16 protein-coding genes are annotated in these 14,647 nt (G+C 49.0%); 13 read left to right on the top strand and 3 right to left on the bottom strand.

Going from position 1 to position 14,647, the window contains the following annotated elements:
- Positions 1 to 114 precede the first annotated feature (114 nt).
- The 4 genes from ACX1DY_RS06820 to ACX1DY_RS06805 all read left to right on the top strand — a co-directional run bounded on the left by ACX1DY_RS06820 (position 115) and on the right by ACX1DY_RS06805 (position 4,392).
- Complete coding sequence (locus tag ACX1DY_RS06820) at positions 115 to 1,659, top strand: ABC transporter substrate-binding protein (RefSeq protein WP_458963450.1); 1,545 nt, start codon at positions 115 to 117, stop codon at positions 1,657 to 1,659.
- A 69-nt stretch (positions 1,660 to 1,728) separates the two neighbouring features.
- A complete protein-coding gene (locus ACX1DY_RS06815) occupies positions 1,729 to 2,652 on the top strand; it encodes an ABC transporter permease (RefSeq protein WP_458963449.1) in 924 nt (307 codons plus the stop codon).
- A 12-nt stretch (positions 2,653 to 2,664) separates the two neighbouring features.
- Complete coding sequence (locus ACX1DY_RS06810) at positions 2,665 to 3,558, top strand: carbohydrate ABC transporter permease (RefSeq protein WP_458963448.1); 894 nt, start codon at positions 2,665 to 2,667, stop codon at positions 3,556 to 3,558.
- 27 nt (positions 3,559 to 3,585) lie between these two features.
- Positions 3,586 to 4,392 carry a Nif3-like dinuclear metal center hexameric protein gene (locus ACX1DY_RS06805; RefSeq protein WP_458963447.1) on the top strand — a complete coding sequence of 269 codons (807 nt, stop codon included), beginning with the start codon at positions 3,586 to 3,588 and terminating at the stop codon, positions 4,390 to 4,392.
- Between the two features lie 46 nt (positions 4,393 to 4,438).
- Here ACX1DY_RS06805 and ACX1DY_RS06800 read toward each other — a convergent pair whose 3' ends face one another.
- From ACX1DY_RS06800 to ACX1DY_RS06790, 3 genes are read right to left on the bottom strand one after another with little or no spacing between them, the layout of a single operon-like run.
- Positions 4,439 to 5,110: a LutC/YkgG family protein gene (locus ACX1DY_RS06800; RefSeq protein ID WP_458963446.1), complete on the bottom strand. Its 672-nt coding sequence runs from the start codon at positions 5,108 to 5,110 to the stop codon at positions 4,439 to 4,441.
- Positions 5,110 to 6,534, bottom strand: coding sequence for a LutB/LldF family L-lactate oxidation iron-sulfur protein (locus tag ACX1DY_RS06795; protein WP_458963445.1), 1,425 nt, complete (start codon positions 6,532 to 6,534; stop codon positions 5,110 to 5,112). The genes ACX1DY_RS06800 and ACX1DY_RS06795 overlap by 1 nt, the downstream gene beginning before the upstream one ends.
- Complete coding sequence (locus tag ACX1DY_RS06790; RefSeq protein ID WP_458963444.1) at positions 6,531 to 7,283, bottom strand: (Fe-S)-binding protein; 753 nt, start codon at positions 7,281 to 7,283, stop codon at positions 6,531 to 6,533. Before ACX1DY_RS06790 ends, ACX1DY_RS06795 begins: the two co-directional genes overlap by 4 nt.
- A 166-nt stretch (positions 7,284 to 7,449) precedes the next feature.
- Between ACX1DY_RS06790 and aldA the strand changes: the two genes are divergently transcribed.
- The 9 genes from aldA to ACX1DY_RS06745 form a co-directional block, all read left to right on the top strand.
- Entirely contained in the window at positions 7,450 to 8,895 is a 1,446-nt protein-coding gene (aldA, locus tag ACX1DY_RS06785) for an aldehyde dehydrogenase (protein ID WP_458963443.1), read from the top strand.
- Positions 8,896 to 9,121: 226 nt separating this feature from the next.
- Positions 9,122 to 9,748: a TetR/AcrR family transcriptional regulator gene (locus ACX1DY_RS06780; protein ID WP_458963905.1), complete on the top strand. Its 627-nt coding sequence runs from the start codon at positions 9,122 to 9,124 to the stop codon at positions 9,746 to 9,748.
- A gap of 18 nt (positions 9,749 to 9,766) precedes the next feature.
- On the top strand, positions 9,767 to 10,588 hold the full coding sequence (locus tag ACX1DY_RS06775) for a substrate-binding periplasmic protein (protein ID WP_458963442.1): 822 nt from the start codon (positions 9,767 to 9,769) through the stop codon (positions 10,586 to 10,588).
- Between the two features lie 40 nt (positions 10,589 to 10,628).
- Positions 10,629 to 11,273 (top strand): amino acid ABC transporter permease, encoded by a 645-nt coding sequence (locus ACX1DY_RS06770; protein WP_458963441.1) that lies wholly within the window; start codon positions 10,629 to 10,631, stop codon positions 11,271 to 11,273.
- Between the two features lie 19 nt (positions 11,274 to 11,292).
- Positions 11,293 to 12,039 (top strand): amino acid ABC transporter ATP-binding protein, encoded by a 747-nt coding sequence (locus ACX1DY_RS06765; protein WP_458963440.1) that lies wholly within the window; start codon positions 11,293 to 11,295, stop codon positions 12,037 to 12,039.
- A 16-nt stretch (positions 12,040 to 12,055) separates the two neighbouring features.
- Positions 12,056 to 12,484 carry an OsmC family protein gene (locus ACX1DY_RS06760; protein ID WP_458963904.1) on the top strand — a complete coding sequence of 143 codons (429 nt, stop codon included), beginning with the start codon at positions 12,056 to 12,058 and terminating at the stop codon, positions 12,482 to 12,484.
- A gap of 179 nt (positions 12,485 to 12,663) precedes the next feature.
- On the top strand, positions 12,664 to 13,347 hold the full coding sequence (locus ACX1DY_RS06755) for a DUF6273 domain-containing protein (protein ID WP_458963439.1): 684 nt from the start codon (positions 12,664 to 12,666) through the stop codon (positions 13,345 to 13,347).
- Between the two features lie 24 nt (positions 13,348 to 13,371).
- Positions 13,372 to 14,286 carry an RCC1 domain-containing protein gene (locus ACX1DY_RS06750; protein WP_458963438.1) on the top strand — a complete coding sequence of 305 codons (915 nt, stop codon included), beginning with the start codon at positions 13,372 to 13,374 and terminating at the stop codon, positions 14,284 to 14,286.
- A 258-nt stretch (positions 14,287 to 14,544) separates the two neighbouring features.
- On the top strand, positions 14,545 to 14,647 hold a 103-nt coding region (locus tag ACX1DY_RS06745), incomplete at its 3' end, for a helix-turn-helix domain-containing protein (RefSeq protein ID WP_458963903.1).

Here is a 14,647-nt window from a genome sequence, read left to right as displayed (position 1 = left end):
GCGGAGTTTTTGCTGCAGTACGGTTTTTCGAAAAAACATACCGTCTTTTTGAAAGCCCGGAATCCTTCAAAAAAGTAAAATGAAAGCGAAAACACAGAACGAGGAGGCATCATCATGAAAAGTAAAAAGGGGATTAGCTCGCTGCTGTTGTCAACGGTATTAATCGGTTCACTTCTTTCGGCTTGCAGTAGCAATTCGAATACATCTAGAGCGGATTCAAAGAATTCAGCAGCGGATGCTAAAGTAGCTGAAATCGTATTTGCCCTGCCGTCTTTCAACCGGATTCCCGATGATCTGAGCAAGGTGACGAACGCGATCAATGAGATCACAACCAAGAAGATCGGCGTGAAGGTGGATTTCCGCCTTTACGGTCCGTCCGATTATGCCCAGAAAGTTAATCTGGCCCTTCAGAGCGGCGAGAAAATGGATATCTTCACAACACTGGGCCAATTCTCCAACTATGTGTCGAAGAATCAGCTTGCTCCGCTTGAAGACCTGCTGCCGAAATACGGAAAAGAAATGAATGCAATTCTGGAGAAGGATTTTGGCCCTGACATCCTCAAAACTACAACGATGGATGGACATATCTATGGCATTCCGGTCAATAAAGGGATGGCTGTGCCCAGCAATATTATCTATAACACCGATATGCTGAAGGAAGCGGGCTTAACAGCCGACAAGATTCAATCGGTGGAGGATCTGCCAGCAGTCTTCGCAGCCGTTAAGAAGAAGTTCCCCGATGTGGTTCCGTTTGGACCGATTAGTGTCAATCCGACGGATACGGGACTTATTAATCTGCTGAAAGGTTCGAACAAGGTGGATTATCTGACAGATACAACCGGAGTCGGTGTGGTGATCGGCGATAGCGGAAAGGTCGTCAATTACTATGAATCCGATGTCTTCAAGAACGGGATTAAGATGATGAGAGACTGGTTCAATGCAGGTTATTTGCAGAAGGATACGGCAACGACAACGATAACAGCAACGGAGATGATTTCTTCCGGACGCGGGTTCTCCTACATTGGAGGCTACAGTGGTCAGGAGGTAGGCAAAACGTTGAGCGCCCAAGTCGGAAAAAAGCTTGAGACCAAACGAATTGCTCCCTTCTACTTTGATACGAGTGCCGTAAATGCCGTAACCTGGATGGTGTCCAGCACCTCCAAGGAACAGGAAGCCGCTGTCAAGTTCCTGAATCTGCTCTATTCCGACTCTGATCTGATCAATACTATCCTCTTTGGGATTGAAGGGGAGGATTACCTGAAGGTCGACGAGCACCATGTGAAATTTCCGGAAGGCAAAGACGCCAATACAGTACCGTACACTGCATTTCTGAGCTCCGGGATTGTGGGTTCGGAGTCGCTCCAGGATCAGTTTGAGGGGATCAATTGGTCAGATGTTGAATTTAAGCTGAAGGAAAACAAGGATACAGAAAGATCGCCTTATTTCGGATTTATCTTTGATCAAAGCGGGGTGAAGACGCAGATCAGTGCTGTGAACAATGTAGTGAATCAATACTTGCCGGCGCTTGTCAGCGGATCGGTAGACCCGGATACGATTATTCCAAAATTCATCAGTGCGCTGAAAGATGCAGGTGCCCAAGCGATTATCGACAGCAAACAGAAACAGCTCGATCAGTGGATTGCTGCGAAAAACAAATAACTCGAAAAAACCTACTGAAAGTAGAGTCGTAATCAGGCTCTATTTTCAGTAATGGAGGTGAAGTCCGGCATGATAGCCAACCGTAAATCCAAACCACTCAAAAAAACATTACCATTATTGATTTTAGCCGCTCCAGGCTTGCTTTATTTTCTGATTAACAGCTATTTTCCCATGTTCGGGGTGTTTATCGCCTTTAAGGATGTAAATTACGCTAAAGGAATCTTCGGCAGCGACTGGATCGGGTTTAAAAACTTCACCTTTTTGTTCCAGACAAGTGATGCCTGGATTATGACGAGAAATACCCTTCTTTACAACTTGGCCTTTATTGTACTCGGGACGATCGTTTCGATTATCATCGCCATCCTGATGTCGGAGCTGCTGAGTAAACTGTACTCGAAGCTGTTCATGACAGGTCTGATTCTTCCGAATCTGATCTCGATGGTTGTCCTGTCCTTACTCGTCTTTGCGTTTCTTAATGCCGACAGCGGTTTCGTCAACCATTCCATACTTCGTCCGCTCGGACTTCCAGAGATCAACTGGTATTCGGAGCCGAAGTACTGGCCTTACCTGCTGGTGTTAGTTCAGATCTGGAAAACGGCAGGTTATGGCTCCATTGTCTATTTTGCTTCCATTGCAGGAATCGACAAGAGCATTTATGAGGCAGCCAAGATAGATGGCGCAGGGAAGCTGAAGCAGATTCGCATGATTACCTTGCCGCTGCTGAAGCCGACGGTTATTGTGCTGGTGCTTATGTCCATGGGGCGGATTTTCAACTCTGACTTTGGTCTGTTCTATCAGGTTCCTATGAACTCGGGAGCGCTGTTCAGCACTACACAAACGATTGATACGTATGTCTACCGCGCCTTGATGCAGCTTAATGATATCGGAATGTCGGCGGCAGCCGGCTTGTATCAATCTATCGTCGGATTTGTGCTTGTGCTTGCGGTAAATGCCATCGTCAAGAAATTCAACTCAGAAAATGCTTTGTTCTAGGAGGAAATACTTATGATACAAACCAGAGGGGAACGAACATTTGTTATTTTCTCTGCGATCGTGATGATTTTGCTGACCGTGTTTGCTTTTTTACCGTTCCTTCTGATTGTCATTGCTTCGTTCACCGATGAGACGACCTTGCTCCGAAACGGATATAGCTTTTTTCCTGAGAAGACAAGTCTTGAAGCTTACTTATATATCAAATCCTCGGCGTACACCTTCATAAGAGCCTATGGGGTCTCCTTTCTGGTTACGATACTGGGCACCGGGTTTGGACTGCTTATAACAAGCATGCTTGCTTATCCAATGTCCAGGTCAGATTTCAAATACCACAATGTGCTGGCTTTTATCATATTTTTCACGATGCTGTTCAGCGGGGGGATCGTTCCTTCCTATATCATGTGGACCCAATATTTTCATATCAAGGATACGCTTTGGGCGCTGATTGTTCCGAATCTGCTGTCGAACGGCTTCAATGTGCTGCTGGTTCGAAACTATTTTAAGAACAACGTACCGCTGGAAATCATTGAGGCTGCCCAGATCGACGGGGCGTCGGAGCTGCGGACATTCTTTCGGATTATGCTTCCCTTGTCTATGCCGGTTATGGCAACTGTCGGGCTGTTCATGGGGCTTGCCTATTGGAACGATTGGATCAACGCACTATATTTCGTCTCGAAGCCGCAATTCTATGGCATTCAAAATCTGCTGATCCAGCTGATGAACAACATTCAATTCCTGAACTCCGGCCAGGCCAGCAGTGTGGTCGGGGCAGAAGCTGTACAACTGCCGAGCACAGCCGTGCGGATGGCGATGGCGGTTCTGGGCATTGTGCCGGTCTTGTTTGTTCTCCCGTTCATGCAGAAATATTTAACCCGCGGGGTTGTAATAGGTGCGGTTAAAGGATAAAGATAGAATGAAAAGGAGATACAGCTTATGAATGTGCAAGAAGTTATTGATCGAATTCTGCTAGATTGCTGCGGAGGCCGCAAGCTGGAGATGACCTGCGATGTGCTCGCGAGCGGTCATGCAGGCATGGAAGTCACCGGAATCGTCACAACATTTATGGCGACTGTGGATGTAATCCGGGAAGCGATTGCCATAGGAGCGAACCTGATTATTACTCATGAGCCGACCTACTTTACCGGAATGGATACACTGGACTGGCTTCAGGAGGACCCTGTGTATCTGGCGAAGAAAAAGCTGATTGAGGATCATGAAATTGCGATCTGGAGATTTCACGATCATATGCATTTAGCTGACACCGACCGGATTTACGATGGCCTGCTTAAGGAACTGGGATGGGAGGACAAGAAGCTGGACGAGAAGGATTCCTGGGGTTATTTGATCGAAGAGACAACGGTTGGAGCGCTGGCCGGCTTCTTGAAGCAGCGACTCGGCATGGATGTGATCCAGATCGTCGGCAATCCAAAGACGCCTTGCTCCCGCATCGGGATATTGGTCGGAGGCGGAAGTCTCGGCCTGGGCAGAGAGCAAATGCCTATGGAGCTTATGCGGGACAAGAATCTGGATGTCATGGTCTGCGGAGATATCACGGAGTGGACATTATGCGCTTATGTTAACGACGCCGCTATGCTCGGCATGAACAAAGCAATGATTGTTATCGGTCATGAGCGGTCCGAAGAGTGGGGAATGAAGTATATGGCCGAATGGCTAAAGCCTTTGGTGAGCGGCCTTCCGGTTACGTTTGTTGATGCGAAGGAGCCCTTTGTATATCTGTAAAATGAAGCCGTGCGGATTGCCCGCACGGCTTTTGCACATCTAAAAGCTAAATAAGCACATAAGTTGCTCTCAAGGGACCATGCACCCCGACGACGAGCTGCATTTCAATATCGGCGGAATTCGATGGACCGGAGATGAAATTGATGGAGGAGCCCATCGGCTCACCCGCTTGAATCCGCCGGTTTAGAGCTGCTGCTGCCTGGGTGGAGCGGAGCACAAGCCTTTCTTTTTCAATAATGGCAATATAATGGGCAGGCAGAAAATGAAGGGAGCGGCCTTGATCCGGACGGCTCTCCACGACAATTGTTCCAGACTCGGCCAGCGCGTAGTCGGCGAAGACAATCGCCGTATTGGCCGCTTCGGAGCGGCTGATATTCTTCTCCCTTCCTGCCGTTTCTTCCCAAACGAATGCATTCGCAAATTTCAACCCATACTTGGCAAACCGGGGATCTCCGGAAGTGACTACAGCTCCTCCGCCATTTGCATCTATCAAATCAGTGAGTGTTCCCTGCAAGGTCTCCGGGTCCGATTCGATTACCTGAGTGTGGATGTGTGAGCACTGCTCCTTAAAAATCTCTATCAGATCGTCTGTTGTTAGGCTGCCGTAGCTGCCCGGGATCAGGTCCTTCAGGTCCGGGCGCTTAACGTTATATATACGTTCCCGTCCCAGCTTGGAGGCGATGTGGTTCAGAAAGGAAGCCTTGTTCGATGCAGCCATTATACAGACCCTCCTTTCCGTTGATCAAGCCAGGCCCGGAAGCTATCCTGCTGCTTGACAGGCTGACTGAGATCACGGGCGCTGATCCAGCCGCGGATGAGTCCCGGTCCTCTTACAATCCGCCCATGCCTGCTGATCAGCCGGCTAGCCGGGTTCGCAAGCCGCAGGGCTTTGCCGAACAGCGCCTGGGAAGACAGCAGACGGCCTGCCGCTTTCATCTGGAGTCTTTCCGCTGCACCAGTTCTTTTCTCCGCTACAATTTTCTGGCGGTGCAAGATAAGCTGCTCATGCAGCGGGATTTTTACCGGGCAGACATCCGTGCAAGCTGCGCACAGACTGGAGGCAAAAGGAAGCTCTTTGTAGTCATCGTATCCACCCAGCAGCGGAGTAATCACAGCTCCAATCGGACCCGGATAAATGGACCCGTAGGCATGCCCGCCAATATGGCGGTAGACCGGGCAGACGTTAAGACAGGCACCGCAGCGGATGCACTGCAGGGCTTCGTTAAATTCGCCTCCCAGAATATCGGAGCGGCCGTTGTCTACGACAACCAAATGGAACTCTTCAGGACCATCCGACTCCCCGGCTGCCGAGGGGCCCATCACGGTAATATAGCTGGTCAATTTTTGCCCTACGGCACTCCGGCAGAGCAGATTATCCAATACCTCCATTTCCTCAAGCGTGGGCACGATTCGTTCCATGCCCATCACAGCGATATGCGTTTTCGGTATGGCGGCTGTGAGATCACCGTTGCCTTCATTGGTCACCAGATTAATGGCTCCCAGATTAGCGACGGCAAAGTTGCAGCCCGTTATCCCGACATCCGCCTCCAGGAACTTTTGCCGCAGCACCGTCCGGGCAAACCGGGCAAGGTTCTCGGGACTTTCGTCGCCTGCATATCCAAGCCTCTCGGTGAACACTCTGCGGATCTGTGTCCGGTCTTTGTGCAGCGCAGGAGCCACAATATGCGAAGGCGGGTCCCAATCATCCATTTGGAGAATATATTCCCCCAGATCGGTCTCGATCAGCTCGCAGCCGGCTTCCATCAGCACATGGTTCATTTCTATTTCTTCGGTGACCATCGATTTGGATTTGACGATTTTTTTTGCCTGCTTTTGTACGACGACGTCCCGGATATAGCTGCTTGCTTCCTCTTTGGTTTTGGCAAAATAGATGTGTCCGCCTTTTTTCTCGACATTATCTGCGAGCTGACCCAGGTAAAAATCCAGATGCTTCAGCGTATGCTGGCGGATTTGCTGGCCGGCTGTACGCCACTGCTCCCACTCCCCAAGCGTGTTGGCGGCAGTGAGGCGCCTGGTCTTCAGACTGTCTTGCGCTGAGCTTACCGCGTTCCTCATGAATGAATCACTTATGCCATCTGTGGTCCGTTCGCTGAACTCCCGTTTATCCGTTTGCAGGCTCATGCCCGGCTTCCTCCTTTGGCAGCGCCAGCAGTCTGCTGGTGGTTCAGCACCTCTGCAATATGCATAATTTGAACGGGCTCGCCCTTGCGGGACAGGCGCCCGCCGATGTTAAGCAGGCATCCCATATCCGCGCTGATTAGAATATCCGCTCCGGTGCCTATGACACAGCCGCATTTCTCATCGACCATCTGCCCGGAGATTTCCGGCATTTTCACCGAAAAGGTTCCGCCAAAGCCGCAGCAATTATCGCTGTTCTTGAGTGGCTCAAGCTGTAATCCGCTTACCTGTTCAAGCAGCTGGAAGGGAGCTTCTGTTTCGCCCAGCAGTCTTGTCATATGGCAGGAACGGTGGTAGGTGGCGGTTGCTTCAAGCCTTGCACCGACATCGGTAATGCCCAGCACCCGCACGATGAACTGTGTAAATTCATAGGATTTCTCTTTTAAAGCAACCGCTTTCAATTCCCAGTGGGGATCTCCTTTGAAAATTTTCGGGTATTCATGGAACATGGCGATGCAAGAGCCGGACGGACCCACAACATAATCCGAGTCTTCGAAGGCGAGCATCATGTTTTTCATGGCCAGCTTGGCATCCTCCAGATAGCCGCTGTTATAAGTGGGTTGGCCGCAGCACACCTGCGAAGCCGGATAGTCAATTTCACAGCCCAGTCTTTCGAGAACTTGGGCCATAGCCTTTCCCACATTCGGAGCCATAAGGTCTACTAAACAAGTCGAAAAAATACTGACTTTCATTTGTCTCCCTCCAATCGCAATCTTGATAAGAATAGCTTAACTCAAAAAGTCAATGAAAAACAACACAAAAACAAATGAAAAATGTGAATCTTGTTGACAAAAAATATTGGCAGCGTTTACACTGTGGAAAGAGCAATGGATCAATCTACCTTGAGGGGGAGAGTCAGTGGAAAAGCATTTGATGTATATCAACGGCCAGTTTACGGAGTCAGAGGGCAAAGAATGGATGAATGTAACCAATCCAGCAACGGATGAAGTAATTTCACAGGTTCCCAAAGCTACAAGGAATGATGTCGTGCGTGCCATTAATGCAGCGGAGGAAGCACAGTCGGCCTGGGAGGAAATACCTGCGGTTGAAAGAGGGAAGTACCTTCATGCCATTGCCGAGGGGATTCGGGCAGAGGCTGACAGCCTTGCCAGACTGATCTCCGAAGAGGTAGGCAAAACCCTGGAATTGTCCACTGTAGAGGTGAACTTTACGGCGGACTATATGGACTATATGGCAGAATGGGCGCGCCGCTATGAAGGGGAAATTGTGCAAAGCGACCGTGATAATGAGAATATTTTTATTTTTAAACGGGCGATTGGGGTAACTACCGGCATTTTGCCCTGGAATTTTCCATTCTTTCTGATTGCGAGAAAAATGGCACCGGCGCTGATCACCGGAAATACGATTGTAGTCAAGCCCAGTGCCGAATCGCCTAACAATGCTGTGGCCTTTACCAAAATTGTAGACAAAGTCGGCCTTCCAAACGGCGTGTTCAACCTGGTTACGGGCAAAGGCGGAGAGGTCGGTAATGAATTGGCCAGCAATCCTAAAGTCGGGATGGTCAGTCTAACGGGCAGCGTGCCGGCAGGACAACAAGTGATGCAGGCCGCAGCCGAGAATATCATTAAGGTCAGTCTGGAGCTTGGCGGCAAGGCTCCGGCCATTGTTATGGACGACGCTGACCTGGAGTTGGCTGTCAAAGCGATTGTGGATTCCCGGGTGATTAATACGGGGCAGGTCTGCAACTGTGCGGAGCGGGTCTATGTGCATGAGAAGATCAAGGACGAATTCACTGCCCGTCTGATTGAGGCTATGAAGGCGGTGAAATATGGCGATCCGCTGAAAGACAAGGATATTCATATGGGCCCGCTGATCAACAAGGCGGCACAGGAATCCGTGCAGCAGAAGGTTGACCGTGCAGTGCAAGAGGGGGCCAAAATCGCATACGGAGGTAAAAAGGTAGAGGGGACCGGCAGCTTCTTCGAGCCGACAGTCATTACCGATGCCACCAATGATATGGAGATCGTACAGGAAGAGATCTTCGGGCCAGTTATCCCGATCATTACTTTTGCTAACCTGGATGAAGCGATTGCGCTTGCCAATGACAGTGAGTTTGGATTGACCTCTTCCCTATATACCCAGAATTTGAACGTCGCCATGAAAGCCATCAAGCGCCTCAAATACGGGGAAACCTATATTAACCGGGAGAATTTTGAAGCGATGCAAGGCTTCCATGCAGGCTGGAGAAAATCCGGCATCGGCGGCGCAGACGGCAAACACGGCTTGAACGAATATCTGCAGACCCATGTGGTCTATCTGCAATACGACAAGTCTGTCAGGTAAATCAGCTGAAAATAAATCATACAATCATCCTATACGTTACGAAAGGCCCTTATTAGCCACAAAGTCTCCAAACCCGCTGTTACAGTGGTTTTGGAGACTTTTATTTTACTCCATTACACAGTCAAAACTCTTTTTCTTAAGAATCCATTGACAATTACACAGTTATCCTATAGGATTTAAAAAACACGACTGACTGATCAATCGGGAGGAGTAATATGGATTGCCTATGGATGAAAACAATGGAAACGTAGATCGAAGAAGTCAGCTGATGCAAATTGCCCTGGAGAAATTTGCCCGGAACGGATATCATCAGACGAAAATATCTGACATCGTTCAGGAGGCTGGCGTGGCACAAGGGACCTTTTACTGGCATTTTAAGAGTAAGGAAGCCATTGCGCTGGAGATTATAGAAACGGGCAAGGAACAGCTGCTTCAAGCGATTGCTCAAGGCTACCGTCAAGATCCGGGGGACATAGCGGATATGGTAAAAGCCTCAGAATTACTGTTCCACCGGCTGTTCAATTTTGCCGCTGAGAATCGCCATCTTATGGAGATCCTTCTGATGGGGAATGGAGCCGACCAAACGATAAGGAATAGTATTTCAGCTACCCGAAATGCGATGGAGCAAGCCTTCCGCCGCAATATAGAAAGAGCGATAGAGCTGAAAATGCTGCCCGAGGGATTAAAGGTAGAGCTTCGCGCTGCTCTGCTGATGAGTATGTTTGATGGTTTGATCTCGCGCTGGTTATTTGGCTCCGAAGAAATTCATACTGAGGTTGCGAAAGCATCTGCACAGCAATTAGCAAGTGAATTGGCTAACTTCGAATTTTACGGACTACTGGGAAGAATATAGATAAGGGAGAGAAACAAGATGATAAAACGTAAATTTGCCGCGGCTACGATTACAGTTCTGGCTTTGTTCGCTCTGGTTCTAAGCGCTTGCGGAGGTAGCTCAGACTCGGGAGCAAAGGCAACGAATCAACTGGAACAAATCAAAGCAGCAGGTGTGCTCAAGGTGGGTACAATGGGAACTTATCCTCCTTATACCTTTTTGAATGAAAAGAAAGAAGTAGATGGCTTTGACCCCGATATCGCTAAGGAAATAGCTAAACGGCTTGGAGTGACTGCAGAATTCACAACTCAGGATTTCTCCGGGCTGATCCCAAGTCTGCAGGCAAAGAAATTCGACATTGTCATTAGCCAGGTTACGATAACGGATGAACGCAAGGCCCAAATTGATTTTACTGATTCTTACATTACGAACAATGTCAAAATAATCGTCAATACCAAAAATTCGGATATCACGAAGCTGGAAGACTTTAAGGGCAAAACAATTGGGGTTGGACTTGGAACGAATGATGAAGCCTACCTGCGTAACGAAGTGCTGCCAAAGGTCGGTGATTTCAAAATTAAGACGTATGATGATGTCATTACCTCACTGAAGGATCTGGATGCAGGACGTATTGACGCTACAATTAATAATCTGTATGCCTTGAAGCCGATTGTGGATGAAAATGGCTTTCAGATTAAAGCGGTTGGCGAACCGATCAAATCCGATATGGCTGGTGTAGCTCTTCGCAAGGATAACCCGGAGCTGCGGGACGCCATAAATAAAGCTTTAGCGGATATGAAGGCTGACGGGACATACGATACTCTTTTTAAGAAATGGTTCAATGAATCACCTGCAAAATAAAAATGGAGTGCGCCCTATAGCGGGAAGGGGGGAGTAACCTATGCAACTTGTGTTCGACAACCTGCCCTTCTTGCTGAAGGGCGCCGGGCTTACCTTGCTGCTGACGATTGTCTCCATGTTCTTCGGTCTGATTATCGGACTAGTGGTGGCCATTGCCCGGCTTAAAGGAAATCAGCCCATCCGGTGGATGGCTCGTTTCTATGTATCTATCATCCGCGGAACACCGCTGCTGGTGCAGATTGTGATCATTTATTATGGGCTTGTTGATTACGGAATTACGCTTGGCTCCCTGACAGCAGCCTATATTGCACTTAGTGTAAATTCCGGGGCTTACTTGTCTGAGACATTTCGTGCTGCCATCCTGTCTGTTCCGAAGGGACAGCTTGAGGCTGCTTATTCGACGGGGATGACGCCATGGCAGGCCATGCGCAGGATCGTGCTGCCGCAAGCGATGCGCATCGCCATTCCACCTATGGGGAATACGTTTATTGGCATGCTTAAGGAGACCTCACTCGTTTCGGTCATCGCGGTCAGCGAACTGCTGCGTCAAGCTCAGCTGCTCATTGCCCAGTACTATCAATATATGCCTTTTTATCTGGGGATCGGGATTATGTATTGGATTATGAGTACAGGACTGGCCTTCATTCTGGAGCGGTTTGAACGGAGATTAGCCAAAGCTTACTGAACATGGAGATGACGTTAACATGATAACGACTACGGGCTTATCCAAGCATTTTCAGGATCTTGAAGTGCTGAAGAGCATTGATATACAGGTAGCTGCAAAAGATATTGTCGTCGTATTAGGCCCCAGCGGTTCAGGCAAAAGCACGCTGCTTCGCTGTCTGAATGGTCTGGAGGATATCTCGGGGGGCCGCTTTGAGGTGAATGGTATCGTGGTGGATGCCGCAGCATCCAGACGTGCGCGACAGCAGGCAACCCGTAACATCCGTAAGCAGAGCGGGATGGTGTTCCAGCAATTTAATCTGTATCCGCACAAAACAGCGCTTGGCAACGTGATCGAAGGTTTGATCACAGTTAAGAAGCTGCCGAAGGATCAGGCCGTAATTGTCGGCCGGAAGCTGCTGGACCGCGTTGGACTTTCAGACCGGGAGGATTATTATCCATCCCGGCTCTCCGGCGGACAACAACAACGAGTTGCCATTGCCCGTTCTCTGGCCATGGAACCAGCGGTGATGTTATTCGATGAACCCACTTCTGCGCTTGATCCCGAGCTTGTGGGTGAGGTGCTGAGCGTGATGCGTGAGCTGGCACAGGAGGGCATGACGATGCTGGTCGTGTCGCATGAGATGAAGTTTGCCCGCGAAGTAGCTACCAAAATCATTTTTATGGCAGATGGAAACATTATCGAAGAAGCGGTTCCGCAGCGGTTTTTTGAAGATCCGCAGGAGGAACGAACCCGGAAATTTTTACGTCAGATCAATGAAATTTAAGGAAGAAGGTTATATGGTGAAAGTATCGACTGTTTGGAAAGGCAAACGCACCTTTACATCTACTGGCCCTTCCGGTTATTCCGTAGGGATGGATGCAACTCCCAAATACGGAGGAGACGGCGAAGGAATGACTCCAATGGAATTGCTGCTGGCTGGGTTGGGAGGTTGTATGGGGATTGATATCACGATGATACTGGACCGGTTTCTGCCAGCGATCACACGCCTGGAGATTGAAGCGGATGGAACGCGTAAGGAAGCGAATCCTTCCGGATTTACGGCGATTGACCTGAACTTTCATATAGACGGGGATGTTCCCGATTACCGGCTCTGGAAAGCCATCCTTATGGCTGAGGAGAAGTACTGTGCAGTCTCCGATTCGCTCAAGGCAGAGATCACATTGCACCTGATTCTCAATGGGGTTGAGGTAGAGAAACCAGTGAAATAATCTATTGCTTCAGTTTCACAAAAGAGGTTAACAAAGAAGGCCGGTTTTCTCTAATATGGAGGAAGCGGGCCTTTTGTAATTTCTATGAAATGAAAGGCAGATTCTTGGTATATCAAATGAAATCTTGCATGAATGTTATATGATCGAAGTTGGAATGAAAAATCGGGGAGGAAAACTTAATGGAAAAGGGTCATTCTGCTATAACATACCGTAACCTAAAGCCCGGCGAATTCATTACGTTCGGCACGTATCCGCAGTCTGTAGGCGGTAAAGAACTGGCGATTACATGGCGTGTTCTTCAAAATTCAGGAAGTGAGCTATTTGTTTTGAGTGAGTATATTTTGGACTGCAAGAGGTATCACGGCAAAAGCGCGGAGCTGAAGTGGCGTGATTGCATGGAAATTACGTGGCATGACTGCGATTTGCGCGAGTGGCTGAATGATGAATTTTATAACACCGCATTCAATGCCGCCGAAAAGCAATTCATAAAGACGACTCATTGCACGGACAACGGACAGGGCTGCCCGGATACGGAGGACAAGGTCTTTCTGCTTAGCGCTGCCGAGATAAAAGCTCTATCTGAGATCCACGGCAAGGATTTGAGGCGCGCTGCCGGAACCGATTTTGCCAAGACGAAAAAGCCCGATGGATGCAGCTTATATGTATATGATAAAACGAACAAAGATAACTATATCATCAGAGATGGCGAAGAAGTTGGCTGTTCCTGGTGGTGGCTGAGAACACAAGGAAACAAGCCTTCGCGTGCGTTTTTTGCAGGTCCAGGTTGCAGTATTCGCAGCTATGGGAATAACAGTATAGACGGTTATGGTGTCCGTCCTGCTTTAAAAATAAATCTTTCATGATAAAGATGAACAAGGAGGTAAGACATGGATTACAGTTCACCGAAAGAAGCGGCGTTAAAGGTGAAACGGTGGCCTAAAGACACCATAGCTGCGGGTCGTCGTCATACCGCCCTGCTTAAATCTGACGGAACGGTGACGGCTGCGGGTGATAATAAATATGGCCAATGCGAGGTAAGCGGCTGGCGCGATATTGTGGCGGTCGCGGCTGGTAATGTTCATATGGCAACGAACACGGGGAATGCTCATACAATCGGTCTTAAATCGGACGGAACGGTGACGGCTGTGGGTTGGAATAAGCATGGCCAATGCGAGGTAAGCGGCTGGCGTGATATTGTAGCGGTTGCGGCGGGTTGGTGTCGTACCGTCGGGCTTAAATCGGATGGCACGGTGGTAGCAGCGGGCCGAAATAATGAAGGTGAATGTAATGTTAGCGGCTGGCATGATATGGTGGCGGTCGCTGCGGGTGACTGGCATACCATCGGTCTTAAATTGGATGGCACGGTGACGGCTGTGGGGAATAACCGGTATCGCCAATGCAATGTAAGCGGCTGGTGCGACATAGTGGCGGTCGCTGCGGGTTACCTTCATACCGCCCTGCTTAAATCGGACGGTACTGTGGTGGCTGTGGGTTGGAATAAGCATGACCAATGCGAGGTAAGCGGCTGGCGCGGTATTGTGGCGATAGCGGCGGGTAGTTATCATACCATCGGCCTTAAATCTGACGGTACGGTGGCGGCTGCGGGCTCAAATGAGCATGGTCAATGCGAGGTAAGCGGCTGGCGCGATATTGTGGCGGTCGCTGCGGGTTGTGCTCATACTCTCGGCCTTAAATCAGACGGCACGGTGGTTGCTGTGGGGGATAATGAATATGGCCAATGCAATGTAAGCGGCTGGTGCGGCATCCAGCTGCCCGGCACGTACTTGTACAATGATATTTAAACCTATATTAACCGGGAGAATCTTGAAGCGATGCAAGGCTTCCTAATGAAAAATCCCCGATAACTCTAAGAATTATCAGGGATTTTTATTTGGATTGACGGTGCAATCAATGCATTGATTTAACGGCCTAAATGCATTTTCTATTGTGTGTGCCCTTGGGCGTCAAATTCATCCTATCTTTTTCCAATAAGAGGATAGATGTTGGATGTTTGTGTGATATAATAGGAACATATGATCCGATTAAGGTGGTGACCTTTCGTGCAAATCACTTATCAGTTTCGCCTCTATCCAACTCCCAAACAGGAGCAACTCATGATTCGAACGTTGAGGTTGTGCCAGAAGCTGTACAATCGGGCTAAGG

Source organism: Paenibacillus sp. BAC0078 (assembly GCF_054483875.1).
This window is presented reverse-complemented; position numbering and strand designations above follow the sequence as displayed.

Excerpts from the sequence above, each read along its gene's own strand:
- ACX1DY_RS06765 (WP_458963440.1), top strand. The coding sequence starts at position 11,293 with ATGATAACGACTACGGGCTTATCCAAGCATTTTCAGGATCTTGAAGTG.
- ACX1DY_RS06815 (WP_458963449.1), top strand. The coding sequence starts at position 1,729 with ATGATAGCCAACCGTAAATCCAAACCACTCAAAAAAACATTACCATTA.
- ACX1DY_RS06750 (WP_458963438.1), top strand. The coding sequence starts at position 13,372 with ATGGATTACAGTTCACCGAAAGAAGCGGCGTTAAAGGTGAAACGGTGG.
- ACX1DY_RS06805 (WP_458963447.1), top strand. The coding sequence starts at position 3,586 with ATGAATGTGCAAGAAGTTATTGATCGAATTCTGCTAGATTGCTGCGGA.
- ACX1DY_RS06770 (WP_458963441.1), top strand. The coding sequence starts at position 10,629 with ATGCAACTTGTGTTCGACAACCTGCCCTTCTTGCTGAAGGGCGCCGGG.
- ACX1DY_RS06820 (WP_458963450.1), top strand. The coding sequence starts at position 115 with ATGAAAAGTAAAAAGGGGATTAGCTCGCTGCTGTTGTCAACGGTATTA.
- ACX1DY_RS06790 (WP_458963444.1), bottom strand. The coding sequence starts at position 7,283 with ATGAAAGTCAGTATTTTTTCGACTTGTTTAGTAGACCTTATGGCTCCG.
- ACX1DY_RS06810 (WP_458963448.1), top strand. The coding sequence starts at position 2,665 with ATGATACAAACCAGAGGGGAACGAACATTTGTTATTTTCTCTGCGATC.
- ACX1DY_RS06795 (WP_458963445.1), bottom strand. The coding sequence starts at position 6,534 with ATGAGCCTGCAAACGGATAAACGGGAGTTCAGCGAACGGACCACAGAT.
- ACX1DY_RS06780 (WP_458963905.1), top strand. The coding sequence starts at position 9,122 with ATGGATGAAAACAATGGAAACGTAGATCGAAGAAGTCAGCTGATGCAA.
- ACX1DY_RS06800 (WP_458963446.1), bottom strand. The coding sequence starts at position 5,110 with ATGGCTGCATCGAACAAGGCTTCCTTTCTGAACCACATCGCCTCCAAG.
- ACX1DY_RS06775 (WP_458963442.1), top strand. The coding sequence starts at position 9,767 with ATGATAAAACGTAAATTTGCCGCGGCTACGATTACAGTTCTGGCTTTG.
- ACX1DY_RS06755 (WP_458963439.1), top strand. The coding sequence starts at position 12,664 with ATGGAAAAGGGTCATTCTGCTATAACATACCGTAACCTAAAGCCCGGC.